Origin of the sequence: Gillisella vitis, assembly GCF_001541345.2 — a bacterium.
Classification (GTDB): Bacteria; Pseudomonadota; Alphaproteobacteria; order Rhizobiales; family Rhizobiaceae; genus Allorhizobium; species Allorhizobium vitis.
Genome location: NZ_LMVL02000013.1, coordinates 14,116 through 37,174, shown reverse-complemented (window position 1 = coordinate 37,174; position 23,059 = coordinate 14,116). Strand labels below are relative to the sequence as shown.

Genomic DNA, 23,059 nt, shown 5'->3' with positions numbered 1-23,059 from the left:
GCTTGTCCAGTCATTGCGGCAGGAATTGCTGATATCCCGTCCTCGGCATCGCGGAACGATCAGCCGAACCGGCCGGTCACATAATCGCTGGTACGCTGGTCGCTTGGGGCACTGAAAATCGCTTCGGTGCGGTCGAATTCCACCAGTTCGCCCAGGTACATGAAGGCGGTATATTGCGAGATGCGCGCCGCCTGATGCAAATTATGGGTGACGATGGCGATGCAATAGGTGGACCGTAGGGTTTCAATCAATTCTTCCAACTTGCTGGTCGAGATCGGATCGAGCGCCGAGGCCGGTTCGTCCAGCAGCAGCACGGACGGCTTGACGGCAATGGCGCGGGCAATGCACAGGCGCTGCTGCTGACCACCGGAAAGCCCAAGCCCGCTCTGGTGCAGCTTGTCCTTCACCTCACCCCAAAGGGCTGCTTCCTGAAGTGCTGCTTCAACGCGATTATCCATATCCGGCTTGGAAAGCTTTTCATAAAGACGGATGCCGAAAGCGATATTCTCGTAGATCGACATCGGAAACGGCGTCGGCTTTTGAAAGACCATGCCGATCTTGGCGCGCAGCCGGTTCAGGTCTTCCGATGGGTTGAGAATATTGCGTCCATCGAGCAAAACCTCGCCCGTCACCTTCTGGCCCGGATAGAGATCGTACATCCGGTTGAAAATTCGCAGCAGGGTCGATTTCCCACAGCCGGACGGGCCGATAAAGGCGGTGACCGTGCGGTCACGCAGGCCGAGATCGACATTTTTGATCGCCTGATAGCCGTTCTGGTAATAAAATGACAGCTGCTTGGCCTCGACCTTGATAGGGCGGCCAATATCGGACGGATTGAAGGCTTGCAGGGGCGCGCGCATCAGAGGCGTCCTGGTACCCGTGTCAGACATTTGCATCTATCTATCCTTCTTTCCAAACAACAAGCCCGCCGACAGGCTTCGTGCGACGATATTCAAAACCAGGATCGTCACCGTGATCAGCAATGCCCCGCCCCAGGCCAGCCGCTGCCAATCCTCATAGGGGCTCATGGCGAACTGGAAGATCACCACCGGCAGATTGGCAATCGGCTGGCTGAGATCGGCGGTCCAGTATTGATTGTTGAGCGCGGTAAACAGCAAAGGTGCGGTCTCGCCGCTGATCCGGGCGACAGCCAGCAGCACACCGGTCAACATGCCGGAGCGGGCGCTGCGCCAGATCACCGAGGTCATGATTTTCCAGCGTGGCGCGCCAAGCGCCGCCGCCGCCTCACGCATTGCATCCGGCACCAGCGCCAGCATATCCTGGGTGGTGCGGTTGATGACCGGAATGGCAATCAGCGCCAGCGAGGCAGCCCCGGCATAGCCGGAGAAATGCCGGAACGGCACGACCAGCAGCGTATAGACAAACAGGCCAATGACGATGGACGGTGCGGCCAGCAGGATATCATTGACGAAGATCGCCACCATGCCAAGCTTCGTGCCGCGCCCATATTCCGAAAGATAGGTGCCAGCCAGAATACCGATTGGCGTTGCCACCACAGTTGCCAGCAGCGTCATCATGAAGGAACCATAGATGGCATTGGCAAGACCGCCATCCGAGCCGGGCGGCGGTGTCATCTTGGTGAAGAGGTCAAGCGTGATCGCTTGCAGACCATTGCTGAACAGCGTCCACAGGATCGCCGCCAGAACGGCGAGACCAAGCATGGCCGAGGCCAGTGACAGGCCAAGGGCGATACGGTTGACGAGATAGCGGCGAGAAACAATCGACATCGGCTGGCCTCAAAAACTTTCGCTGCGCCCGATCAGCCACTTGGCAAGCGCCAGAACTGCAAAGGTAATGAAGAACAGGATGAGACCAAGCGCCACCAGACTGGACGTATAGAGATCCGATGTCGCCTCGGAAAACTCATTGGCAATCGAGGCGGAAATCGTCGTGGCGGGCGATAGCAGCGAGGTGGCGATCCGGTGTGAATTCCCGATCACGAAGGTGACCGCCATGGTTTCGCCCAACGCCCGGCCAAGCCCCAGCATGACGCCGCCGATCAAGCCGCGCCGCGTATAGGGAATGATGATGTGGAAGACGACTTCCCAGGTGGCCATGCCCATGCCATAGGCCGATTCTCTGAGCAGCACCGGCACCGTACCGAACACATCGCGGGTGACAGAGGTGATGAATGGAATGACCATGATGGCCAGCACGATCCCCGCTGTCAGAAGACCGATGCCATAGGGTGCGCCGCTGAACAGCAGGCCGAGAACAGGCACATTGCCGAATGTGGCGATCAAAGCGGGCTGCACCACGGATTGCATGATCGGCGCCAGCACAAAGAAGCCCCAGAGCCCGTAAATAATGCTGGGAATGCCAGCCAGAAGCTCAATGGCAGTGCCGATGGGCCGTTGCAGCAGCGGTGGACACATTTCAGTCAGGAAAATAGCGATGCCGAAGCTGACGGGAACGCCGATCACCAGGCCGATAACCGAGGTAATCAACGTGCCGTAAATCGGTGCGGCGGCCCCGTAAATGTCCTTGGCCGGGCTCCAGCGTTCGTTCCACAGGAAGGATAGGCCGAATTCTCGCCAGGTCGGCAGGGATTCGATCAGCAGCGACAGGAACACCCCGAGCAATGCGACCATCACCAGCATGGCGCAAAGCCAGGTGGCGCGGATGAACACTGCATCGGCAAAGCGCACCCGCTTGGCGGCAGCGGTTCTTGCCTCGTCCTCGCTTATGGTCGACGGATGAATGGCGGTCATGCAGAGCTTTCCGAAGGGACAAGGCAGCGGCGTGTTTCAGATATGAAAACAGCGGGCGATGACCGTCCGCTGTTTTTGGCGAGGAAAGACGAACGGCGATTACATCGCCTTGAAGACCGGCTTGCCGTCCTTCTGGATGTTGTCCCAGGAGTTTTCGATCAGCTTCACCACCGGCTTTGGAATAGCGACATATTCCAACGCCTTGGCTTCACCGGTGCCATCCTTGTAGGCCCAGGCGAAGAACTTCAGCGCGGCTTCGGTCGCGTCCTTGTCGACAGGGTCCTTATGGATCAGCACCCAGGTGGAAGCAGCAATCGGCCAGCTCTTTTCGCCGGGCTGATTGGTGATGACGACGTTGAAATTCTTGGCACCGGCCCAATCGGCATTGGCAGCGGCGGCAGCAAAGCTGTCCAGTGAAGGCTCGACCACCTTACCGGCGTCGTTCTTCATCTTGGCATAGCCAAGCTTGTTCTGGATCACATAGGCATATTCGTTATAGCCGATAGCGCCAGCGGTCTGCTTGACCGTATTGGCAACGCCTTCAGACCCCTTGGCACCGATACCAACCGGCCATTCAACAGCAGTGTCGGAACCGATCTTGCTCTTCCACTCGGCGGAAACCTTGCTGAGGTAATCGGTGAAATTGAAGGTCGTGCCGGAGCCATCGGCACGATGAACGACAACGATGGCCTGGTCGGGCAGCTTAACGCCCTTGTTGAGGGCTGCAATCGCCGGGTCGTTCCACTTGGTGATCGTGCCCATGTAAATGGCTTCGAGCGCCTTGCCGTCCAGCACCAGTTCGCCCGGCTTGACGCCTTCGATATTATACATCGGCACGATGCCGCCCATCACCATCGGAAACTGGGTCAGGCCGTTCTTGGTGAGTTCCTCGTCGCTCAGCGGCTTGTCGGTAGCGCCGAAGGTCACGGTCTTGGCTTCAACCTGCTTGATGCCGCCGCCGGAGCCGATGGACTGGTAATTCAGGCTGATGCCAGTCTTGGCCTTATAGGCTTCACCCCATTTGGAAAACACAGGGTAGATGAAGCTGGAACCGGCACCGGAAATATCGGCGGCAAAAGCCGCACCGGTAAAGGCGACCGAAAAGGCGGCAAGCGCCGCACCCGTGGCGATCTTTTTCATGAAAGTCATCGGAATAATCCCCGTGTTCGTCGAGCAATCTCTCAAAGCCCCAGCGGCTTTTCGAGCGACACTGGAATTGGCGTAAGTCGCTTCCATGAAGCTTTCGTGACAGGAATCCGCGCAGCAAGTCTTCTCACGCGCCTGTGATTGAAAGAGAATAATCTCAGGCATCCACCCCGTGCCGCGACCTCCCACCCCCAACTTTTAAGGGAGCTATCTTCGCCAGGCTTTTCTGCCCGATTTTCCAGAATTTGGATTGCGCTTTGCCGGAATTGGAATGAAACAAGAACGTTTTCACTGGCCTTTCGGAGTAGAATCACTACATTGAGGGGCATGAGCAACGGTTTTGACGATATTCCCTTCTTCGACGAAGAGCCTGCACCCCGCACCTCCGCAAAAGGAGCGAAAGGCACGGCTACGCCGGAAAAGGAAACCACGACGCCTGCGGGCGGCGGATTGGGCATCGCTGCGCGGGCCATGGCGGCGCGCGACCAGAACCGCAATCCGGATTATCTCTCCGGCCTTAACCCGGAACAGCGTGAAGCGGTGGAAACCCTTGACGGTCCCGTTCTGGTGCTGGCGGGTGCCGGCACCGGCAAGACACGGGTATTGACCACTCGTATCGCCCATATTCTGGCCACTGGCCGCGCTTTCCCCAGCCAGATCCTCTCCGTCACCTTCACCAACAAGGCGGCCCGCGAGATGAAGGAGCGCGTTGGCGTTCTGGTTGGTGGCGCTGTCGAGGGCATGCCGTGGCTTGGCACGTTCCACTCCATCGGTGTCAAGCTTTTGCGCCGTCATGCCGAACTGGTCGGCCTGACATCGGATTTCACCATTCTCGATACCGATGACGTGGTGCGGCTGATCAAGCAGATCATCCAGGCCGAAGGGCTGGACGACAAGCGCTGGCCCGCCAAGATGTTTGCCGGAATGATCGACGGCTGGAAAAACAAGGGTCTCGACCCGGCGCAGATTCCCGAGGGGGATGCCCGCGCCTTTGGCAATGGCAAGGGCCGCGAGCTTTACGCCGCCTACCAGGCCCGGCTGAAAAGCCTGAATGCCTGCGATTTCGGTGATCTTCTGCTGCACCCGATCCGCATGTTCCGCGCCAATCCGGATGTGCTGAAGGACTATCACCAGCGCTTCCGCTATATTCTTGTCGATGAGTATCAGGACACCAACACGGCGCAATATATGTGGCTGCGGCTGTTGGCGCAGCGGCCCAGCAGCAGAACCGCTGATGGCAAGGTCACAAACGGCACGGTGAATATTTGCTGCGTTGGTGATGATGACCAGTCGATCTATGGCTGGCGTGGGGCCGAAGTGGACAACATCCTGCGTTTTGAAAAAGATTTTCCGGGCGCCAAAGTCATCAAGCTGGAGCGCAATTACCGCTCGACGGAGCATATTCTCGGTGCCGCCGGGTTCCTGATTGCCCATAACGAGGGGCGTCTGGGTAAGACGCTGTTTACCGACCGGGTTGATCCGAACGACGAGAAAGTCGTGGTGCATGCCGCATGGGATTCGGAGGAGGAAGCGCGTGCCGTTGGCGAGGAAATCGAGCAGCTGCAACGCAACCAGCATAAGCTCAACGACATGGCCATTCTGGTGCGCGCTTCCTTCCAGATGCGCGAGTTTGAAGACCGGTTCGTGACGCTTGGGCTGAATTACCGGGTCATCGGCGGTCCGCGCTTTTACGAGCGGTTGGAAATCCGCGATGCCATGGCCTATTTCCGCATGGTCTGCCAGCCCGCCGACGATCTGGCCTTCGAGCGGATCGTTAATACGCCAAAGCGTGGGTTAGGCGACACCACCGTGCGCACCCTGCATGACTATGCCCGTACACGCGATATTCCGATGCTGGCGGCGGCCTCCGACATTATCGAGACCGACGAACTGAAGCCGAAGGCGCGCAAGGCGCTGTTTGATGTGGTGACGGATTTCCGCCGCTGGCAGGATCTGCTGGAAAACACGCCGCATACCGAACTTGCCGAGCAGATCCTCGACGAAAGCGGCTATACGGCCATGTGGCAGAACGACAAATCGACGGAAGCGCCGGGGCGGCTGGAAAACCTGAAGGAACTGATCCGCTCGATGGAAGCCTTCGAGAGCATGCGCAGCTTCATGGAGCATGTCTCGCTGGTGATGGATGCCGAGACCAACGAAAATCTCGACGCCGTTTCAATCATGACGCTGCATTCCGCCAAGGGGCTGGAATTCGAAACGGTGTTCCTGCCCGGCTGGGAAGAAGGCCTGTTTCCGCATCAGCGCGCTCTTGATGAAGGCGGACGCGCCGCGCTGGAGGAAGAACGGCGGCTGGCCTATGTCGGCCTGACGCGCGCCAAGCGCCGCTGCCACCTGTGGTTCGTCTCCAACCGGCGCATTCATGGCCTGTGGCAATCGACCATGCCGTCGCGCTTCCTGGATGAACTACCGCCCGCCCATGTGGAAGTGGCAGAAGTGGAAACCAGCTATGGCGGCTATGGACGCGGCGGCTACGGCCAGTCCCGCTTTGACAAACAGGAACCGTTTGCCAATTCCTATTCCACCCCCGGCTGGAAACGCGCCCAGGCCAACAAAACCGACGCCACCCGCGAAAACTGGGGCAGCCGCTCCGGCCACGCGGTCGAACGCATCGGCTACGGCGAAAGCGGCCCCCGCGGCCAAACCATCGACGGCCAGTTGGTCGCCAAATCCACCAGCACCGAACCATCAAAATTCACCGTCGGCGACCGGGTTTTTCATATCAAGTTCGGCAACGGCAATGTGTCTGTCGTCGAGGGGAATAAGCTGACGATTGATTTTGATCGAGCTGGGCAAAAGCGGGTGCTCGATGGGTTTGTGGAGCGGGCTTGAGCCATGAAGCATGTTGCTGTTACAGATACCGGCGCGCGGATCGGCTATGTCGAACTGGCAGGACGAGAGCCAGTGCGGATCTTCATCCATGGCCTTGGAAGCTCCTCGCTCGCCTATTTCACGGCAAGTGCGGCAGATCCGTTGCTCGTCGGCCAAAGAAGCCTGCTCATTGATCTGCTCAGCTTCGGCATCAGCGATCGGCCCCAAGATTACGACTATACCATTGATCGTCAGGCACAAAGCCTGGCACGGTTGCTCGACGACCTTGGCTTGTCGAATGTTGACATCGTCGCCCATAGCATGGGCGGCTCTATTGCCGTTGCGCTCGCGTCGTCAAGGCCGGATCTTGTCGGTTCTCTGGTTCTATGCGAGCCAAGCCTGACGCCCACTCCCCGGCTCCGTGCCGAGGCTTATACCGAACACGCCTTTATTGAGCAGGGCTTTGCCAATGCTTTGACCTCCGTTGGCGATGTATGGCCAGCAACGATGCGGAACGCCGACCCGGTTGCCATGTATCGCAGCGAGCATTCGCTTGGAAAGAACATGCCGGACGATCTTTGCGAGCGGCTGCTTGGGCTGACCATGCCACGGCTGATTATCGTCGGAGCCAAAACACCCAATCCGCATTGCCAGGACCAAATCCGCGCCGCCAGCCTGCCGGTCGTTACAATTCCAGAGGCTGGCCATAACATGATGCTCGACAATCACGCAGCCTTCGTTGCCGCCTTACGCGATTTCTTTTTAAAGACAAGCTAAGTGATCCGATGTGAGGCAAAGCATCTGATTGACGTTTCATTGCCTTTGGACTGATCGAGCTTACGACCCGTGATGTCGATTTTTCCTAAACCAGCGGTTAGAATTTTTGGACTGGGCGTAATCCCTGTCAACCCATGGCAGGCGTCAACTTAAAACCCCGCCGCCAGTGCAAGCTCAGCCCCGCGCTTCCTCATTCCGATGCAGCCACATCAGTTCCATTTGCACGGCGTCCTGGAAATTCATGATCTCGCCACGCATCACGTCTTCGGGGCAGCCGAGATCGAGGAGTTCGGCACCGAGCTGGCGGCAGGTGGCGCGCCAGTAGATGGTGGCATCGTTGCCTTGCAGGCGGTCCAGCGTCACGGCGGCACCACGCACCATGTCACGGCGGCTGGCCAGCGGGAAGAAAGCCAGCGTCGAGACGACGGGTTCAAGCTTGGCGGCAGTGTTGGGCATCCGAACCATCCTTTATACTGATGATTCGTTTTACGGCTTCATGGTTAAGGTTTGGTTGCCGTAGCGGAAGGACATTTGAATCAATTGTTCCAAAAGAAGACCCCTCCCGGTGAAAACCGGCAGGGGTGAGATTTTATAATATTTTGTATTTGCGGAATGCGAGGTGCCGGTTCGTTCCAGAATTGCCGATGACGTGGCGAAAATGGTGATGTCGAGAACCGGAGCCGAGCGTACTCATGTACGTGAGCCTAGGTAAGCACAGACATCGCCATTTACAGCCAGTCAGCGGCGATTATGGGGCGGAGCGGCTAGGGCAGCGTATAGGCGATCACATAATCCCCCGGCTTGGTGCCGATTGAACCATGACCGCCTGCGACCATCACAACATACTGCTTGCCGTTCAGCTCGTAGCTCATCGGGGTCGCCTGGCCGCCAGCCGGAAGCCGGCCTTCCCAGAGAACCTTGCCTGTGGCGAGGTCATAGGCGCGAAGATAATTATCGACGGCAGCACCGAGGAAAGCCACGCCGCCCTTGGTAATCATCGGCCCGCCGATGCCGGGTACGCCGACCTTGAAGGGCAGCGGCAGCGGCGTCATGTCATGCACAGTGCCATTGCGATGCTGATAGGCGATCTTGCCGGTCTTCAGATCGACGGCGGCAACCGTACCCCATGGCGGCGCCTGGCAGGGAACGCCGATGGGCGACAGGAATGGACCCATTTTCACGGCATAAGGCGCGCCATCATTGCGGTTCAGCCCCTGTTCCGAGCCTTTTTCGCCTTGCCCCTTGGCCGGAACCTGATCACGCGGCACAAGCTGTGAGGTGAAGGCCAGATAGGTCGGCATGCCGAACATAACCTGTTTTTCCGGATCGACAGCAACCGAACCCCAGTTGAACGTACCGAAATTGCCGGGATAGATGATCGAGCCCTGCAACGATGGCGGGGTATATTGGCCGTCATAGCGCAACTGGTGGAACTTGATTCGGCAGGCCAGCTGATCGAGCAGCGTCACGCCCCACATATTGCGCTCTTCGAGCTTCGGTGGGCGGAAGCTTAAGGCGGAAATCGGCTGGGTTGGTGATGCATGATCTTCGGGGATGGTGCCGCCGGGGGCTGGAAGTTCCTTGATCGGAATGATCGGCTGGCCAGTGCGCCGGTCCAGCACATAGACATCGCCCTGCTTGGTGGAGGCAACGAGCGCGGGAACGGTGGTGCCATCGCGGGTAATATCCAGCAGCACGGGCTGGGCAGGAACATCCATGTCCCAGAGATCGTGATGGACGAATTGCTGCACCCAGCGGTCGGCGCCGGTATTGAGGTCCAGCGCCACGACGGAGGAGGAATATTTTTCCACATTGGCGCTGCGGTTCATGCCCAACTGGTCCGGCACCTGATTGCCAAGCGGGATATAGACGAGCCCCAGCTGTTCATCGACCGAGAATACCGACCAGCTGTTCGGCGAATTGGCGGTGTATGTCTGGCCTTCTGGCAGCGGCTGGGTCTGGCCCGGATTGCCACTATCCCAGTTCCACACCAGCGCCCCGGTCTGGACGTCAAAGGCACGGATCACACCGGATTGCTCCTTGGTGGAATAGTTGTCGTTGACTGCCCCACCAATAATGATCTTGCCAGCGGCAATCACCGGCGGCGAGGTGGAATAGTAATAGCCAGCCGGATTATAGGGCATGCCCTGTTCCAGATGCAGCGTCCCCTTGTCGGCGAAGCTCTCACAGACCTTGCCATTGGCGGCATCGAGCGCAATCAGCCGCGCATCCGAGGTCGGAAGATAGACGCGGGTAGCGCAGGGTGCCCCTGCTGTAGCGGCGGGGTCGGCATAATAGGTGACGCCACGGCAGGTCTGGTGCTGGCGATCCGGGTTCAGGCCGACATTGGGGTCATACTTCCATTTCTGCTTGCCGGTCGCCGCATCCACGGCGATGGCCCAATTGTGCGGCGTGCAGAGATAGAGTGTGTCGCCCACTTTCAGCGGCGTCACCTGATAGGTGGTCTCGCCGACATCGCCGGGCTGTTTCACGTCGCCGGTCTGGTAGGTCCAGGCGGTCTTCAGTGTCTTGACGTTATCGGTGGTGATCTGGGTGAGCGGCGAGTAGCGCTGGCCATAGGGTGTGCGGCCATATTGATGCCATTCGCCATCGGCCATGTCGCCGCCATAGGACGGCGTGGCGCTGGCCACATCCATCGGCAGCGTACCCGGCTTGTCGTAAGGGTCCTGCGTCATCGAATAGCCAGCGACAACAAGCGCGACCAGCACCGGCAGAGCCACCGGCCAGGCACTGGCGGCAATGCCGCCTTCGCGGCGATGCAGCGGTCCGAGCCTGCGGCGGACGGCAGGCAGAAGCAGCACGAAGCCAAGTACGATGACCAGCCCGCCGCGTGTGCCAAGCTGCCACCAGTCAAAGCCGACCTCCCAGATCGCCCAGCCCAGGCAGCCGAGAATGAACAGCCCATAGATCCACAGCGCCGCCGCCTTGCGCATCGCCAGAAGCAGCGCAACGAGGATGAAGGCAAGACCGGCGATGAGGTAAAACGGGCTACCGCCGAGCGACAGGAGATAGCCGCCTCCGCCGCCGAGCGCGAGCCCGATGACGGCGAAAACGACCGCTGTAACGATTAGGATCATAGGACAAATCCGATGCATGTTGAAAATAAGCGGGGGTGCGTCAAAAATTTGCGCATAGGTGAACTGCAAACGCGGGAGCGACCGTTAGGTTCCTACCGATCTTACCGGCAAATCAAATTTTGAGACCAAATACTCTTACCCATACCCTTGCGCGCATCGATCGGCCTTGCCATGGTCTGGCGCAAAATCAGCAGGAGGGATCATGACCAAGGCGCTGCTTCTCATCGATATCCAGAATGGCTTTTGCCCGGGCGGCAATCTGCCGGTGGCAGAGGGCGATCAGATCGTCCCCATCGCCAATGCCCTGATGGCCAGCGGGGCCTATGACCTGATCGTCGCCTCGCAGGATTGGCATCCAGCCAATCATGGCAGCTTTGCCTCCCAGCATCCCGGCGCCAAGGTTTTCGAACTGGGCGAGCTTTCCGGCAAGCCGCAGATGATGTGGCCGGACCATTGCGTACAGGGGACAGTGGATGCCGAGTTTCACCCCGGCCTCGACCTCCCCCGGGTCGATCATGTGCAGAAAAAGGGACTGAACCCGTTGGTGGACAGCTATTCGGCCTTGCGCGACAACGATCAGACCGCCCTGACGGGCCTTAGCACCTGGCTGATCGACAAGGGCATCACCGAGCTGGATGTCATGGGCCTTGCCACCGATTATTGCGTCAAGTTCTCCGTGCTGGATGCGCTCGACATGCTACCGGGTGTTACCGTGCGATTGATTATCGATGGCAGCCGGGGCATTGATCCGCAGACGGTGGAGGCGGCGATTGCCGAGATGCAGGCCCATGGCGCACGGCTGATCACCAGTGCGGATGTCCTCGTCTAAAAGCATCAGCTGCTGCAAAAAGAATCGGTTCGGGAGGGCCGCCATGGAGATTATCAACACGATTGCAGCCCTGCGCCAAAGGCTCGATGCCTGCCGCAAGGCTGGAAAATCCATCGGCTTCGTGCCGACCATGGGCTATCTGCATCAGGGTCACCTGACGCTGGTCGCGCAGGCCAGGGCTGAAAACGCCGTGACCGTTGTGTCGATCTTCGTCAACCCACTGCAATTCGGCAAGGGCGAAGATCTGGAGAAATATCCCCGCGATCTCGCCCGTGACAGTGAAATGCTGGAGGCGGCGGGCGTCGATTTTCTGTTTGCGCCTGGCGTGGCCGACATGTATCCGCGCCCGATGGAGACCGTCGTTGATCTGCCGAGGCTGGGCAGTGAGCTGGAGGGCAAGGCCCGTCCCGGCCATTTCGCGGGCGTGGCAACCGTCGTCACCAAGCTGTTCAACATCGTCCAGCCGGATGCCGCCTATTTTGGCGAGAAGGATTATCAGCAAGTGGCGATCATCCGCCGCATGGTCGAGGATCTGGCCATGCCGGTGCGCGTCGTGCCGGTAGCAACCGTCCGCGAGGCGGATGGGCTGGCCTGCTCGTCACGCAATGTCTATCTGACCGAGGAGCAGCGCGCCGCCGCCGTCATCGTGCCGAAAGCGCTGGAGGAGGCGGAACGGTTATACCGGGCAGGCGTAACCGATGCGGCGGAGATGGAAGCCACCCTTGCCGCATTCATTGCCCGCGAGCCGTTGGCAAAGCCCGATGTGGTCGCCGTGCGTCACCCCGATACGCTGGCCACCCTGCCCCATCTGGACCAGCCGTTTCTGGTGCTACTTTACGTAGAGATCGGCACGACCAAGCTGCTGGATAACCGGGTCATCGAGACCAGAAGCAAGAAGGAAGCCGCCGAGTGAGCGCCCCGCCCCGCCAGAAACGCCTGACGCCCACCACCATTGCCGCGCTGAAGCATCAGCGCCCGATTGTGTCCCTCACCGCCTATACCACGCCAATGGCGCGGCTGATGGATACGCATTGCGATCTGCTGCTGGTCGGCGACAGCCTTGGCATGGTGCTCTACGGGCTGGACACCACGGTTGGCGTCACCCTGGAGATGATGATTGCCCATGGGCAAGCGGTGTTACGCGGAGTCAGTCACGCCTGCGTCATCGTCGATATGCCGTTCGGCTCCTATCAGGAATCCAGGGAACAGGCCTTCCGCAATGCGGCACGGATCATGAAGGAAACCGGCTGTGACGGCATCAAGCTGGAAGGCGGCACGGAAATGGCCGAGACCGTCGCCTTTCTGGTGGAGCGCGGCATTCCAGTGCTGGGCCATGTCGGGCTAATGCCGCAGCAGGTCAACACGTCAGGCGGCTACCGCTCCAAAGGCCATGACGAGGCGGAAGCCGACAAGATCCGGGCCGACGCCACCGCCATAGCCAAGGCAGGCGCTTTCGCGCTGGTCATTGAAGGCACCGTGGAGCCGTTGGCGCGGGACATAACCGAAACTCTTGCCATCCCCACCATCGGCATCGGCGCCTCGCCTGCCTGCGATGGCCAGATCCTGGTCTCAGACGACATGCTGGGCCTGTTCAACGATTTCAAGCCGCGCTTCGTCAAGCATTATGCCGAGCTGGCCGGGGTGATTTCAAAGGCCGTGGAAGACTATGCAACCGAGGTCAAAGCGCGGCAATTTCCCGGGCCGGAGCATACGTTTCAGCCGCGTAAATCGTAACCACCAAAGAGAAGGTAGCGCCTCGCGCCTTCATCCGGCGTGAGGCGCTACGGCTATTTGACGACAACAAGCAGGCCCGCGGCAATCAGCAATGTGCAAAATGACAGACCCAGGGTGCGTTCATCGACCTTGTGGGCCAAATGGACGCCCGCTGGCACGCCCAAAAGCCCGCCGATGGCCAGCATCGAGCCAAGCACCCAATCGACATGGCCGTAATAGCCATATTGCATCAGACTAATGCTGCAACCGGGCAGCGCCAGCGCCAGTCCGAGGCCTTGCGCCCGAACCTGGGAATGCCCGTAGAACATTACAAGCAAGGGAACGGCCAGCATGGCGCCTCCAACCCCAAACAAGCCGAGCGATATGCCGCCAATTGCCCCCGGCAGAAAAGCCCAACGATAATCAAGGCCATGCGAGACGAATTTTATGTTGCGCGTGACGGCGACGAAGGCCGCAAGCAGCATCAAAAACACACCGTACCAGAGCTTCAATGTCTCGCTCGACAGCGATAAGGCCCAGAGAGAGCTGGTCGCAGACGTGACGCTGCCACTGACGGCCAACACAAGGGCCGTCTTGAGATCGAAGCTACCCTTATTGCGGTATTTCACCAGGGCATAGAGGACATTGGTGACCACCATGACCAAAGCTGTCCCTTGGGCCAGCTTCTGATCATAGGCCGCAAACAAAACCAAAAGCGGGATTGCAAATGTCCCGCCTCCGGTTCCCAGGAAGCCTCCGGCTGTTCCCAGAAGCGCACCAAAGGGAAGTCCAAGCATATTAATCAGCATCGAATGTGGACCCAGAATATTTCCAGGAAAAGCGTGAAACGGTTTTCGTCCAGAAATTCATAAAATAAAGGCTTAGAGAGCTGATGCATTTCAACGAAACGCGGACGTGCTCTAAACCGCAATACTAGCTTGTGCGTCTGCCAATCAGAGGATGGTCGGCGCGGCCTCCCCAGCAAAACAGCAGATCGGGCGTCTTGTTAATCGCCATGCGTCAATTGCTCTCAAAGGTTGCTTTGTCAATAGATGCGCTTTAAGTTCTGGCTAGCGTCAAGTCAACGGAGAACACAGTCCACCATGGCGCAAACCTCAAGACGCCATCGTCCGCTCCAATTGATAGATCCCGTCATTGAAGCGGTCGATCTGCTCGGCCAGCAGGGTTTGGGCGTCGGTAAGACCTCTGTTGTAGAAATGCACACCGACCGTTCCAGCCAGAAAATCGATCAGACTTTCGACCTCGAACCGTCCAAGCTCGACCTCATGCTCACTCGCCAGGTGTTTTTGCAGCCGTGAGACCAGCAGGGCCAGTTCCTCTTTTGAAAAATCCGCTTTCACATCATCTGTCTTGGGCATTCACAATGTTCCTTTTCGACAAGAAGGATCGGGTGGAATAGGACATGACTATGAGCACGCATCAATGGAAATCAACGCAGGATCACTCCTATTGATTTGCTCGTTTCGCAATGATGTTCTAGTCCACCCCTCATTCTTGGGAGGGGAAATAAGGGCTGGCGTGAAAGACAGGCCATCCCAAGGCATATACCCATTTAGAGCATTTCTACGTTTCATAGAAACGCATAAATACTCTAACTATTTGTTTCAACACATTTCCGGACGCAAAACCGCTACACACTTTTGCTGGAAATGCTCTAGGAAAAGACGATGTCAGACTTTACCGATGGCGCGCGCCAAAGCACCGCCATCACCCTTTCCACATTGCCCTTCGCCGCCTTGTTTGGTGCAGTCGCTGCCGCCCATGGCCAATCGGTGGCTGAGGCGACGCTGATGAGTGCGACGATTTTTGCAGGCGCCAGCCAATTGGTTGGCATCGATCTATTCGGCAATAACGTTCCGGCCTGGCTGATCGTGCTCTCGGTGTTTGCCGTCAATTTCCGCCATATCCTCTATTCGGCGGCCATTGGCCCGTATTTCCAACGGCTGAGCGGACTGCAAAAGGCCGTCGCCTTCTTCTTCATGACCGATCCACAATTTGCCGAAACCGTCAAACATTCCGAAGGTGGCAAGTCCGTTTCCTTCGGCTGGTATATGGGCTTTGCGCTGGCCATCTATCTTCCCTGGGTCGGATTTTCGGCGATTGGGGCAGTGTTCAGCAGCCTGATCGGCGATCCGAAAGCGGTCGGCCTCGACGTGTTGCTGCCTGTCTATTTCATGGGCAGCGTGCTTGGCTTTCGCAAGCGTCCGAACTTCCTGATCGTGGTTGCCGTCAGTGCCGTGGCGGCGGTTTTCGCCATGCATGCAGTTGGCTCACCCTGGCATGTCAGCCTCGGCGCACTGGCCGGCATTGTTACCGCAGCCCTTCTGCCACCCAAGACCCAGGCGACCCTAGAGGATAGACCAGAGGTGGCACAATGATGGATCTCGACCCCTCTATGGTGGCGATCATTCTGGCTGCCGCCCTTGCCACCTACCTTACCCGCGCCGGCGGCTATCTGGTGATCAGCCGTTTCAAGACCCTGCCACCCCGGGTCGATGCAGCGCTGAACGCCGTTCCTGCCGCCGTGTTGACCACACTGGTCGCCCCGGCCTTTTACGCCGGTGGTATGGAGGTGAAATTCGCCATGCTGCTTGGTCTCGTCGTTGGCCTGCGCTTTTCGCTGATCCCCATGCTGCTCACCGGTTGGGGCGCCGCCGTGCTGATCCGCCAGTTCATGGCCTGATCCCTCTCGGCTCCACCCTGCGGCAATCACCTCTCCAAAACCGCCGAAACTGGGGTGAGGCTTGTTTTACAGTTAGTATCCCTTATTCAGCTATATTTAATATAAATAACCTATGGTAGAACTCTGTCGTCGCAACCGTTTGCCTTGCCGATTCGTCTCGTCACAACGTGAGGGCAGTCTGATTGGCAATATTATTGATAGCGCCATGCGGCAAAAAGGCGGAATGAATTGAGAGGGTTTTTTAAATGGGTCATCAACGTCATCGACTGGAGCTGATTGCCGGCGGCAAGGAACCGGCAGCGAACGCCCATTCCATCCATCAGATTGCCGAGGACCTGCAAAAGCTGATCAAAGCGTCGGAAGCGGCTCATTGCGAGATGTTGAGCTATCTGCTGGAAGTGGCACTGGATGAGGCCATCCGCGAAAGCGAGGAAAGAGGGCGCTGAACACCCTCCTTCCACCTCTATCATTTTTCAAAACAAACATGCCCAAAGCGAAGATGCCTCTGCATCCTCGCTTTTTTAAATAGCAGACCGCGCCAGTGGCTCCGTCGCCCGGATCAGCCAGCTTCGGGCATCATCTCCCTCCACCAGCGGCAAAAGCTGCTCTCGTGTGCGGGCGTGATAATCGTCCAGCCAGCGCAGTTCCTCACGGGTCAGCATGTCCTCAACGATCAGGTAGCGATCGATGGGCGCGAAAGTCAGCGTCTCGAAACTCATCATATCAAGGTCGCCGCCGTTCACCGGCTCCAGATCGCGCACATAGATCAGGTTTTCGATCCGGATGCCGAAATGACCGGGCCGGTAGTAGCCAGGCTCATTGGAGAGAATCATGCCTGGCAGCAATTCCTGGGTGGAAAGCCGGGAAATCCGCTGCGGTCCCTCATGCACCGACAGAAACGAGCCGACGCCGTGGCCAGTGCCGTGGGCGAAATCCGCCCCGGCCTTCCACAGGTTGATGCGTGCCAGCGGGTCGATGTCGCAGCCGCGCGTCCCCTTGGGAAAACGCGCCGTGCTGATGGCGATCATGCCCTTCAACACCAGCGTGAAAAACCGTTTCTGATCGTCCGGCACCGCGCCGACGGCAAGCGTGCGAGTAATGTCCGTGGTGCCATTGACATATTGCGCGCCTGAATCGACCAGGAACATTTCGCCTGCCCGTATCGGTCGGTCGCTTTCCGTCGTCACCCGGTAATGCATGATCGCGGCATGTTCGCCTGCCCCGGCAATCGTATCGAAGGACACATCCTTCAGCGGGTTCTGCATCCGCTCGCCCACTTTGGCGCGGATGGTTTCCAAAGCCCGAGTCGCACTGATCTCAGTCGCGCTGCCCGCAGGTTGACGGTCGAGCCAGCTGAGGAATTCGACCACGGCCACGCCATCCTGGACATGGGCGACAGCCGAGCCATTCAATTCAACGAGGTTTTTCACCGCCCGGCCAAGCTTGGCCGGATCGGCACCATCAACGACCTTGCCGCCCCGGCTGGCCACCAGACGTGCCAATGCCGCTGGCGAGAGATCCGGGTCCATCAGAATGCGGGCGCCGGTCTGCGCCAGCATCGCCAATTGCAAAACGAAATTCTGCGGATCAAGCCGGGTGGCAAGACCATCGAGATAGGTCTCGACCTCGGGATTCGTCTTGCGCCGGTCCAGAAACAGCTCGGCCTTGCCATCGGCATGGATGATTGCGCGCGACAGCGGATGCGGCGTGTGAGGCACATCCTGGCCACGAATATTAAAGATCCAGGCCACCGACGATGGATCGGTGATCACCACCGCCGCTGCGTCTTTTGCTGCGAGGCCATCGGCGATTTTGGCAATCTTCTCACCAGCCTCGACCCCGGCGGCAGACATCGGCTGGATCGATACGGCACCCAAGGGCTCGGCAGGACGGTCGGTCCAGACCGCATCGAGCGGATTTTCATCGACCAGCACCAGCGTGCCGCCGATCTCGTTCAGCGCCTTTTCCAGCAGCGACACCTGCGCCACCGTATGCATCCATGGATCGATGCCCAGACGGAAACCCTTCGGTGCATGAGTTGGTATCCACTTGGTCGGAGGCTCGTCGATCAGGTCGCCTGGTGTGAACACCTCGAGGTCCACCTGCTGGCGCACCTGCGTGACATAGCGGCCATCGACAAAGACCACGGCCTGGCTCTGCGTTACCAGAACTTCGCCCGCCGAGCCGGTAAAGCCGGTCAGCCAGGACAGGCGTTCGGCTGAGGCTGGGACATATTCACCCTGATATTCATCGGCCCGCGGGATCAGAAAACCATCGATACCCAGCCCCGAAAACCGGTCGCGCAGCGCCGCGACACGGTCGCGGCCGAATTGAGGAGTAGAGGTAACGTCAAAACTTTGGAACATGAGACCTGTCCGAGACTGTCAAAAACTGCTGCCAACCTATAACAGCGGCGCCGAAATGACACCCTTTCCATCACCTTTGCCCCGCTTTTCGCCCTTCCCCGTCCGCCCGGGGCAGATTGTGACGGTTTTTTGACCACAAAGAGTCTGACAGCATCATAATCGATGCGCTGAGCGCATGGCTCCCATGCCAGCAAAACGCTGTCGCAAATCAGCTAAACCGATTAGAAGCACCGCAACGCAACATGCTAAACAAAACCGAAGAGACCTCCGATGACCAGCCCGATCCGCACCTCTGCTCCGACCCGCGCCATGCCGCTCGGCCGTCAGATTGGCCGCAACGGTCTGACCGGCGCTTCTTCCCTGTCGCGTGACATTCTGGCTGGCGAAACCCGCACTGGCACCGTCCGCAACGGCTCGGTTCGCGCTGCAATCTAATACCATGCTGAAATGGCCTATGCGACGCTGCCGCTGTGGAAGCGTGTCGAGCGGCCATTTTACCTATCGAATACAGTCCCGGCTACGGGACCCGCTTGAGCCTCTCCTCCCAGGGTTCGCGGGTTGATCAGGGAAACCTGATCTAGAAAAGGCGGCATGGCGGTGCCGCCTTTTTTGTTTTTGTGAAAAGCGACATTTCTGAAAACGCCAGCCTGCTGGCACAAGTCTGACGGCAATTGTCCCGCTCCAGCCATGCGCGTTATTCACTGCTGCACCGCACACAATCATCGCAAGCTGAAAACATATCAAAGATCGGCCTATTGCAGATGAATGGTGACCCAGCCATTGCGCCAGATGGTGCGCACATGCTTCACCCCCGCACCATTATAGGCGGCGATCACTTTCCAGCGTTGCGATGCCAGAATCCCGGAGAGGATGACGGAACCGCCCGGCGCCAGATGAGTGACGAGCTGCGGCGCCATCTTCATCAATGGGCGAGCAAGAATATTGGCGATGATCAGGTCGAAAGGCCCGAATTCACCAAAAGCCGTTGAATGAAAACCCGGCGCAGTGCGCCATTCGATTCCGTTGGGGACGCCGTTGCGAGTGCCGTTTTCCTTGGCCACCCGCACCGCGATCGGATCGATATCGGTGGCCAGTACCGGTACATTCACCAGCTTGCGCACAGCGATGGCCAGAACGCCGCTGCCGGTGCCCAGATCCAGCGCATTGCGGGGCCTGCGGGCGCGCACCACGCTGTCGATCATTTCCAGGCAGCCAGCGGTCGTGCCATGGTGGCCGGTGCCGAAAGCCTGACCGGCATCAATCTCGATGGCCAGATCATGGGGACGCACCTTGTCGCGGTCATGGGACCCATGAACCAGAAACCGCCCTGCCCGGACAGGCGTCAGGCCTTCCAGCGATTTGGCGATCCAGTCGATATCGGGGATCACTTCACGCTCGACCGGCAGATCCGGAAATTCCGCGACCAGCGCCGTCTTCACCCTCGCCAGTATATCGTCTTCCTCATCGAACATCAGGTAGATCGAGGTCTGCCAGATATCGCGTTTTTCATCGACTTCCGTGGTGGCAATCGCATAATCCTCTTCGCCGAACTCCAGGCTCAGGAGGTCGAGAATGTGATTGGCCTGCACTTCGGTGGTGCTGGTGAAAAAACGAAGTTCGCTCACGGTCGATATTCCCTATGGGGCGGGCTGATTGAACGCCCACGTTCCTGCCGCTTCCGGTACAATGCCTGACGCGCCGTTGCAACATCAAAGCGGGAAAGGCATGGCATCCGCGCCCCGCCCGCGAGCGGGTCAGCCCTTCATCAGCTTTTGTAGCTTCTGGACGGCGGTTTCCGGGTTTTCACCATAGGCAATCGTGCCTTTGAACCGTCCCTCGGCATCCAGCAGAAACACCGAGGCTGTATGGTCCATGGTGTAATCGCCGTTCGGATTGGCCTCGTCCACCGGCACTTTCTTGGCATAGACGCGGAAGCCCTTGACCATCTCCATGACCTTGTCGGGTGCGCCGGTAATGCCGGTGATCCGATCGGAAACATTCGAAACATAGGTATTCAGGATCTCGGTCGTATCGCGTTCGGGATCGACGGAAACGAAATAGGCATTCAGATGGCCGCCCTGCGGGTCCACCTGTTTCAGCCAGCCATCCAATTCAAACAGGGTGGTCGGGCAGACTTCGGGGCAATGGGTGAAGCCGAAGAACACCGCGCTCGGCTTGCCGCGCAGCACCTGCTCGCTGACAGCCTGTCCCCGCTGGTCGACCAATTGAAAAGGTACGCCATAGGCCGCCTCGCCCACCGTGCGGCTCGATTGGCCAATTTCAAGCGTCAGATACCCCAACAAAGCCGCCGAGGCCGCCACCAATATCCAAAGCCCGATCCGCAGTTTCTTCATCGCTTCACTCAATTTTCAACGCCCGGCATTTTCAAAGCGCACGGCATGATTGATCACCGCAAATACCGTCTGCCCCACGTCCTTCCATACAAGCCGATGGATAGACAAGGCAAATCAAACAAACCGCAAAGCTGGAAAATCCAATGCCATTCCCCCGAGACATATCGTCGCCCGTAGCCGTCCTGTGGGGTTATGGTGATGACCCAACCACAGGTGTTGCGTGGTACCGGATAGAATTAAATCACCAATCGGGAATAGTATTAGTAGAAGCTTAACAGTCTTGAGAGACAGTCAACCTGCATGTCGGCCTTACGCCGTCAGGACATGATGTCCTTGGAGGATTGCTGCAAAGATCGTGACCGGCAAGGGCTGGACGTGAAAGATGCGGCGGTTTCAGCAATGACAGCAGCCCCCCATAGGGGAGAGCGCAGTCCTTCTAACTCCGCACAGCATGTTCCATTGGACCAACCCGGTCACGTCAACTGAGCCATGCGGGGATATTCATGAGCAACGCAATTTCCGGCCGAAGCATTTCCGTCGGCCAGCGCCTGATGACCTTGGGCGGTGCTGCCATCTGCGCCATCGCGGCCATGCTGGCCGTCGGCTATTATAAGAGCAGCCAACTGGATCACTCGTTGAACCGGGCGATTGAGCTCAAGAACAAACTGGAAACGATCAACGATTTGCGGCTTGCCAATGGCGAGATCACTCTTGCGGCCATGGATACGATCATCGACCGCGAGGAGGGCAAGATCCAGCCGGACCGCCAGGGCATTTTCGACAAGAGCGGCCTGGCGCTGGCCAATGGGTCTGCCATCGTCAAGCAGGTGGCCGCAGATGTCGGCCTGTCCGCAAACGTTGCAAGCTATGACAGCGATGTTCAGAAAATCCGCCAGGAAGTCACCGTGGAACTGAAGAAACTGGTGGAAACCCAGGCTCCGGAAGAGGATTATGCGCGAATTGACGATGTCATCGATGGCGCGGGCGGCAAACTGAGCGACACTCTGGCCAATCTCTCAGCCGCCGCTGGCAAATTGGTCGAAAGCCGCGTGGCTGCCGCGACTGAGGCGTCCAGAAGCGCCATCAACATGCAGATCACCATCGGACTGATTGCGTTTTTCCTGGTTCTCGGATTGCAGATCATCCATGCCCGTTCGGTCGTCAACGGCATCCGCAATGTCCGCACCAGCCTCAAGGATATTATCGAGGGCAATTACGACCGCGAAATCCTCGGTCTGGAGCGTGGCGATGAAATCGGCGACATTGCCCGATCCGCTGATATTTTCCGTCAGGCCGTCATCGACAAACGCACGCTGGAAGCTGAGGCTGAAGACAGCCGAAAGAGCCGCGAAACCGAGACGCGCGAGAGCGAGGCCGCAGCCGCTGCCGAGCGCGACCGGATGAAAGCCGCCGTCGATGCCTTGGGCAAGGGCCTGAACCGACTGGCCGAGGGCGATTTGCAGGTAGCGGTCGATGAAGCTTTCCCGCAGGAAGTCGAACGCCTGCGCACCGATTTCAACCTTGTCACCACCCATCTGCGCAATGTCATGGGCGAGATCTCCATCAATTCCAGCTCCATCCAGGCCAATGCCAATCAGATGCGCTCCGCCGCCGACGACCTGGCACGCCGCACCGAACAGCAGGCCGCATCGCTGGAAGAAACATCGGCGGCACTGGCCGAGATTACCGAAACGGTCCGCACCAGCACGCAGCGCGCTGAAGATGCCAGCCACATGGTCGACAATGCCAAGACCTATGCCGAACAATCCGGTGCCGTCGTCTCCGACGCCATGGCGGCCATGGAGCGGATTGAAAGTGCCACCGGCGAAATCGGCAAGATCATCAACGTCGTTGATGAGATCGCCTTCCAGACCAACCTACTGGCGCTAAACGCAGGCGTCGAAGCCGCCCGCGCTGGGGATGCGGGCAAGGGATTTGCCGTCGTCGCCCAGGAAGTCCGCGCCCTGGCAGGACGGGCCGCCGACGCGGCCCGCACCATCAAGGATCTGGTCACCAAATCCAGCGACGAAGTGCGCACCGGGGTCGAGCTTGTGACCGCCACCGGCGAGGCTTTGCATAAAATAGGCGAAGATGTGCTGCGAATTAACGATCACGTTAAGTCGATTGTAACCTCGGCGCGCGAACAATCAGTTGGCCTGAGTGAAATCAATTCCGCCGTCGGACAGATGGACCAGGTCACGCAGCAAAATGCCGCGATGGTTGAAGAAACCAATGCGGCAAGTCATACGCTTGCCAGCGATGCAGACAATCTTGGACAGCTCGTTGGGCAGTTCAAGATCGGCGGCGCGGGCGAGACGCGGCCAGGATCACACCAGGCGCGACCGACATCAAGCAGACCTGAGCCGGCAAGACCGAGCTCAGCACCAACGCAGTCTCCCGCAAAGCAGCTCATGAGCAAGGTTGCGGGGGCTTTCACCAAAGGCAGCGGCTCCACGCCAGCCCGTGCAACGGCAGCCGCCCCATCAACCGACCAATGGGAAGAGTTCTGAA

At 58.7% G+C, this 23,059-nt stretch carries 21 protein-coding genes; 10 read left to right on the top strand and 11 right to left on the bottom strand.

Going from position 1 to position 23,059, the window contains the following annotated elements:
- Positions 1 to 59 precede the first annotated feature (59 nt).
- The 4 genes from pstB to pstS all read right to left on the bottom strand — a co-directional run bounded on the left by pstB (position 60) and on the right by pstS (position 3,881).
- Positions 60 to 860 (bottom strand): phosphate ABC transporter ATP-binding protein PstB, encoded by an 801-nt coding sequence (gene pstB / locus ASB66_RS25455; RefSeq protein ID WP_060717942.1) that lies wholly within the window; start codon positions 858 to 860, stop codon positions 60 to 62.
- 36 nt (positions 861 to 896) lie between these two features.
- The gene (pstA, locus tag ASB66_RS25450; protein WP_060717926.1) at positions 897 to 1,748 is read right to left on the bottom strand and encodes a phosphate ABC transporter permease PstA; all 852 of its coding nucleotides are present in this window, start codon (positions 1,746 to 1,748) and stop codon (positions 897 to 899) included.
- A gap of 9 nt (positions 1,749 to 1,757) precedes the next feature.
- The gene (gene pstC, locus ASB66_RS25445) at positions 1,758 to 2,732 is read right to left on the bottom strand and encodes a phosphate ABC transporter permease subunit PstC (protein WP_060717925.1); all 975 of its coding nucleotides are present in this window, start codon (positions 2,730 to 2,732) and stop codon (positions 1,758 to 1,760) included.
- 99 nt (positions 2,733 to 2,831) lie between these two features.
- Entirely contained in the window at positions 2,832 to 3,881 is a 1,050-nt protein-coding gene (gene pstS, locus ASB66_RS25440; RefSeq protein WP_060717924.1) for a phosphate ABC transporter substrate-binding protein PstS, read from the bottom strand.
- A gap of 324 nt (positions 3,882 to 4,205) precedes the next feature.
- On the opposite strand from pstS, the gene ASB66_RS25435 reads away from it, so the two are divergent.
- Both ASB66_RS25435 and ASB66_RS25430 read left to right on the top strand, forming a co-directional pair.
- Positions 4,206 to 6,728, top strand: a complete 2,523-nt coding sequence (locus ASB66_RS25435; RefSeq protein ID WP_060717923.1) for an ATP-dependent helicase — start codon at positions 4,206 to 4,208, stop codon at positions 6,726 to 6,728.
- 3 nt (positions 6,729 to 6,731) lie between these two features.
- Positions 6,732 to 7,484, top strand: a complete 753-nt coding sequence (locus ASB66_RS25430; RefSeq protein ID WP_060717922.1) for an alpha/beta fold hydrolase — start codon at positions 6,732 to 6,734, stop codon at positions 7,482 to 7,484.
- A 174-nt stretch (positions 7,485 to 7,658) separates the two neighbouring features.
- Here the strand turns inward: ASB66_RS25430 and ASB66_RS25425 are convergent, their stop codons facing one another.
- On the bottom strand, positions 7,659 to 7,940 hold the full coding sequence (locus tag ASB66_RS25425; RefSeq protein ID WP_114387035.1) for a DUF6074 family protein: 282 nt from the start codon (positions 7,938 to 7,940) through the stop codon (positions 7,659 to 7,661).
- A 308-nt stretch (positions 7,941 to 8,248) separates the two neighbouring features.
- A complete protein-coding gene (locus ASB66_RS25420; RefSeq protein WP_060717921.1) occupies positions 8,249 to 10,582 on the bottom strand; it encodes a glucose/quinate/shikimate family membrane-bound PQQ-dependent dehydrogenase in 2,334 nt (777 codons plus the stop codon).
- 202 nt (positions 10,583 to 10,784) lie between these two features.
- On the opposite strand from ASB66_RS25420, the gene pncA reads away from it, so the two are divergent.
- From pncA to panB, 3 genes are read left to right on the top strand one after another with little or no spacing between them, the layout of a single operon-like run.
- Positions 10,785 to 11,411, top strand: coding sequence for a bifunctional nicotinamidase/pyrazinamidase (pncA, locus tag ASB66_RS25415; protein ID WP_060717920.1), 627 nt, complete (start codon positions 10,785 to 10,787; stop codon positions 11,409 to 11,411).
- Between the two features lie 43 nt (positions 11,412 to 11,454).
- Positions 11,455 to 12,324 (top strand): pantoate--beta-alanine ligase, encoded by an 870-nt coding sequence (gene panC, locus ASB66_RS25410; RefSeq protein WP_060717919.1) that lies wholly within the window; start codon positions 11,455 to 11,457, stop codon positions 12,322 to 12,324.
- Entirely contained in the window at positions 12,321 to 13,145 is an 825-nt protein-coding gene (gene panB, locus ASB66_RS25405; RefSeq protein ID WP_060717918.1) for a 3-methyl-2-oxobutanoate hydroxymethyltransferase, read from the top strand. The genes panC and panB overlap by 4 nt, the downstream gene beginning before the upstream one ends.
- 53 nt (positions 13,146 to 13,198) lie before the next feature.
- Here panB and ASB66_RS25400 read toward each other — a convergent pair whose 3' ends face one another.
- Together ASB66_RS25400 and ASB66_RS25395 are read right to left on the bottom strand one after the other, a co-directional pair.
- Positions 13,199 to 13,933, bottom strand: a complete 735-nt coding sequence (locus tag ASB66_RS25400; RefSeq protein WP_060717917.1) for a sulfite exporter TauE/SafE family protein — start codon at positions 13,931 to 13,933, stop codon at positions 13,199 to 13,201.
- A gap of 306 nt (positions 13,934 to 14,239) precedes the next feature.
- Entirely contained in the window at positions 14,240 to 14,503 is a 264-nt protein-coding gene (locus ASB66_RS25395; RefSeq protein ID WP_060717916.1) for a DUF2164 domain-containing protein, read from the bottom strand.
- A 309-nt stretch (positions 14,504 to 14,812) separates the two neighbouring features.
- Here ASB66_RS25395 and ASB66_RS25390 point away from each other — a divergent pair, with 309 nt between their 5' ends.
- From ASB66_RS25390 to ASB66_RS25380, 3 genes are all read left to right on the top strand, one after another.
- Positions 14,813 to 15,523 (top strand): AzlC family ABC transporter permease, encoded by a 711-nt coding sequence (locus tag ASB66_RS25390; protein WP_114387033.1) that lies wholly within the window; start codon positions 14,813 to 14,815, stop codon positions 15,521 to 15,523.
- Positions 15,523 to 15,828 carry an AzlD family protein gene (locus ASB66_RS25385; protein ID WP_060717914.1) on the top strand — a complete coding sequence of 102 codons (306 nt, stop codon included), beginning with the start codon at positions 15,523 to 15,525 and terminating at the stop codon, positions 15,826 to 15,828. Before ASB66_RS25390 ends, ASB66_RS25385 begins: the two co-directional genes overlap by 1 nt.
- Positions 15,829 to 16,073: 245 nt before the next feature.
- Positions 16,074 to 16,274, top strand: a complete 201-nt coding sequence (locus tag ASB66_RS25380; RefSeq protein ID WP_060717913.1) for a hypothetical protein — start codon at positions 16,074 to 16,076, stop codon at positions 16,272 to 16,274.
- A 75-nt stretch (positions 16,275 to 16,349) separates the two neighbouring features.
- Here ASB66_RS25380 and ASB66_RS25375 read toward each other — a convergent pair whose 3' ends face one another.
- Entirely contained in the window at positions 16,350 to 18,194 is a 1,845-nt protein-coding gene (locus ASB66_RS25375) for an aminopeptidase P family protein (RefSeq protein ID WP_060717912.1), read from the bottom strand.
- A 270-nt stretch (positions 18,195 to 18,464) separates the two neighbouring features.
- Here ASB66_RS25375 and ASB66_RS26400 point away from each other — a divergent pair, with 270 nt between their 5' ends.
- Positions 18,465 to 18,629 carry a hypothetical protein gene (locus ASB66_RS26400; RefSeq protein WP_156540976.1) on the top strand — a complete coding sequence of 55 codons (165 nt, stop codon included), beginning with the start codon at positions 18,465 to 18,467 and terminating at the stop codon, positions 18,627 to 18,629.
- Positions 18,630 to 18,946: 317 nt separating this feature from the next.
- On the opposite strand, the gene ASB66_RS25370 is transcribed toward ASB66_RS26400, so the two are convergent.
- Entirely contained in the window at positions 18,947 to 19,819 is an 873-nt protein-coding gene (locus tag ASB66_RS25370; protein ID WP_060717911.1) for a 50S ribosomal protein L11 methyltransferase, read from the bottom strand.
- A 129-nt stretch (positions 19,820 to 19,948) separates the two neighbouring features.
- On the bottom strand, positions 19,949 to 20,548 hold the full coding sequence (locus ASB66_RS25365) for an SCO family protein (protein ID WP_060717910.1): 600 nt from the start codon (positions 20,546 to 20,548) through the stop codon (positions 19,949 to 19,951).
- 503 nt (positions 20,549 to 21,051) lie between these two features.
- On the opposite strand from ASB66_RS25365, the gene ASB66_RS25360 reads away from it, so the two are divergent.
- Positions 21,052 to 23,058: a methyl-accepting chemotaxis protein gene (locus ASB66_RS25360; protein ID WP_060717909.1), complete on the top strand. Its 2,007-nt coding sequence runs from the start codon at positions 21,052 to 21,054 to the stop codon at positions 23,056 to 23,058.
- The last annotated feature ends 1 nt before the right edge of the window (position 23,059 follow it).

What these genes read in the sequence shown, in the direction of transcription:
- pstB (WP_060717942.1), bottom strand. Translation starts at nt 860, where the DNA reads ATGCGCGCGCCCCTGCAAGCCTTCAATCCGTCCGATATTGGCCGCCCT.
- pstA (WP_060717926.1), bottom strand. Translation starts at nt 1,748, where the DNA reads ATGTCGATTGTTTCTCGCCGCTATCTCGTCAACCGTATCGCCCTTGGC.
- pstC (WP_060717925.1), bottom strand. Translation starts at nt 2,732, where the DNA reads ATGACCGCCATTCATCCGTCGACCATAAGCGAGGACGAGGCAAGAACC.
- pstS (WP_060717924.1), bottom strand. Translation starts at nt 3,881, where the DNA reads ATGACTTTCATGAAAAAGATCGCCACGGGTGCGGCGCTTGCCGCCTTT.
- ASB66_RS25435 (WP_060717923.1), top strand. Translation starts at nt 4,206, where the DNA reads ATGAGCAACGGTTTTGACGATATTCCCTTCTTCGACGAAGAGCCTGCA.
- ASB66_RS25430 (WP_060717922.1), top strand. Translation starts at nt 6,732, where the DNA reads ATGAAGCATGTTGCTGTTACAGATACCGGCGCGCGGATCGGCTATGTC.
- ASB66_RS25425 (WP_114387035.1), bottom strand. Translation starts at nt 7,940, where the DNA reads ATGCCCAACACTGCCGCCAAGCTTGAACCCGTCGTCTCGACGCTGGCT.
- ASB66_RS25420 (WP_060717921.1), bottom strand. Translation starts at nt 10,582, where the DNA reads ATGATCCTAATCGTTACAGCGGTCGTTTTCGCCGTCATCGGGCTCGCG.
- pncA (WP_060717920.1), top strand. Translation starts at nt 10,785, where the DNA reads ATGACCAAGGCGCTGCTTCTCATCGATATCCAGAATGGCTTTTGCCCG.
- panC (WP_060717919.1), top strand. Translation starts at nt 11,455, where the DNA reads ATGGAGATTATCAACACGATTGCAGCCCTGCGCCAAAGGCTCGATGCC.
- ASB66_RS25400 (WP_060717917.1), bottom strand. Translation starts at nt 13,933, where the DNA reads ATGCTGATTAATATGCTTGGACTTCCCTTTGGTGCGCTTCTGGGAACA.
- ASB66_RS25395 (WP_060717916.1), bottom strand. Translation starts at nt 14,503, where the DNA reads ATGCCCAAGACAGATGATGTGAAAGCGGATTTTTCAAAAGAGGAACTG.
- ASB66_RS25390 (WP_114387033.1), top strand. Translation starts at nt 14,813, where the DNA reads ATGTCAGACTTTACCGATGGCGCGCGCCAAAGCACCGCCATCACCCTT.
- ASB66_RS25385 (WP_060717914.1), top strand. Translation starts at nt 15,523, where the DNA reads ATGGATCTCGACCCCTCTATGGTGGCGATCATTCTGGCTGCCGCCCTT.
- ASB66_RS25380 (WP_060717913.1), top strand. Translation starts at nt 16,074, where the DNA reads ATGGGTCATCAACGTCATCGACTGGAGCTGATTGCCGGCGGCAAGGAA.
- ASB66_RS25375 (WP_060717912.1), bottom strand. Translation starts at nt 18,194, where the DNA reads ATGTTCCAAAGTTTTGACGTTACCTCTACTCCTCAATTCGGCCGCGAC.
- ASB66_RS26400 (WP_156540976.1), top strand. Translation starts at nt 18,465, where the DNA reads ATGACCAGCCCGATCCGCACCTCTGCTCCGACCCGCGCCATGCCGCTC.
- ASB66_RS25365 (WP_060717910.1), bottom strand. Translation starts at nt 20,548, where the DNA reads ATGAAGAAACTGCGGATCGGGCTTTGGATATTGGTGGCGGCCTCGGCG.
- ASB66_RS25360 (WP_060717909.1), top strand. Translation starts at nt 21,052, where the DNA reads ATGAGCAACGCAATTTCCGGCCGAAGCATTTCCGTCGGCCAGCGCCTG.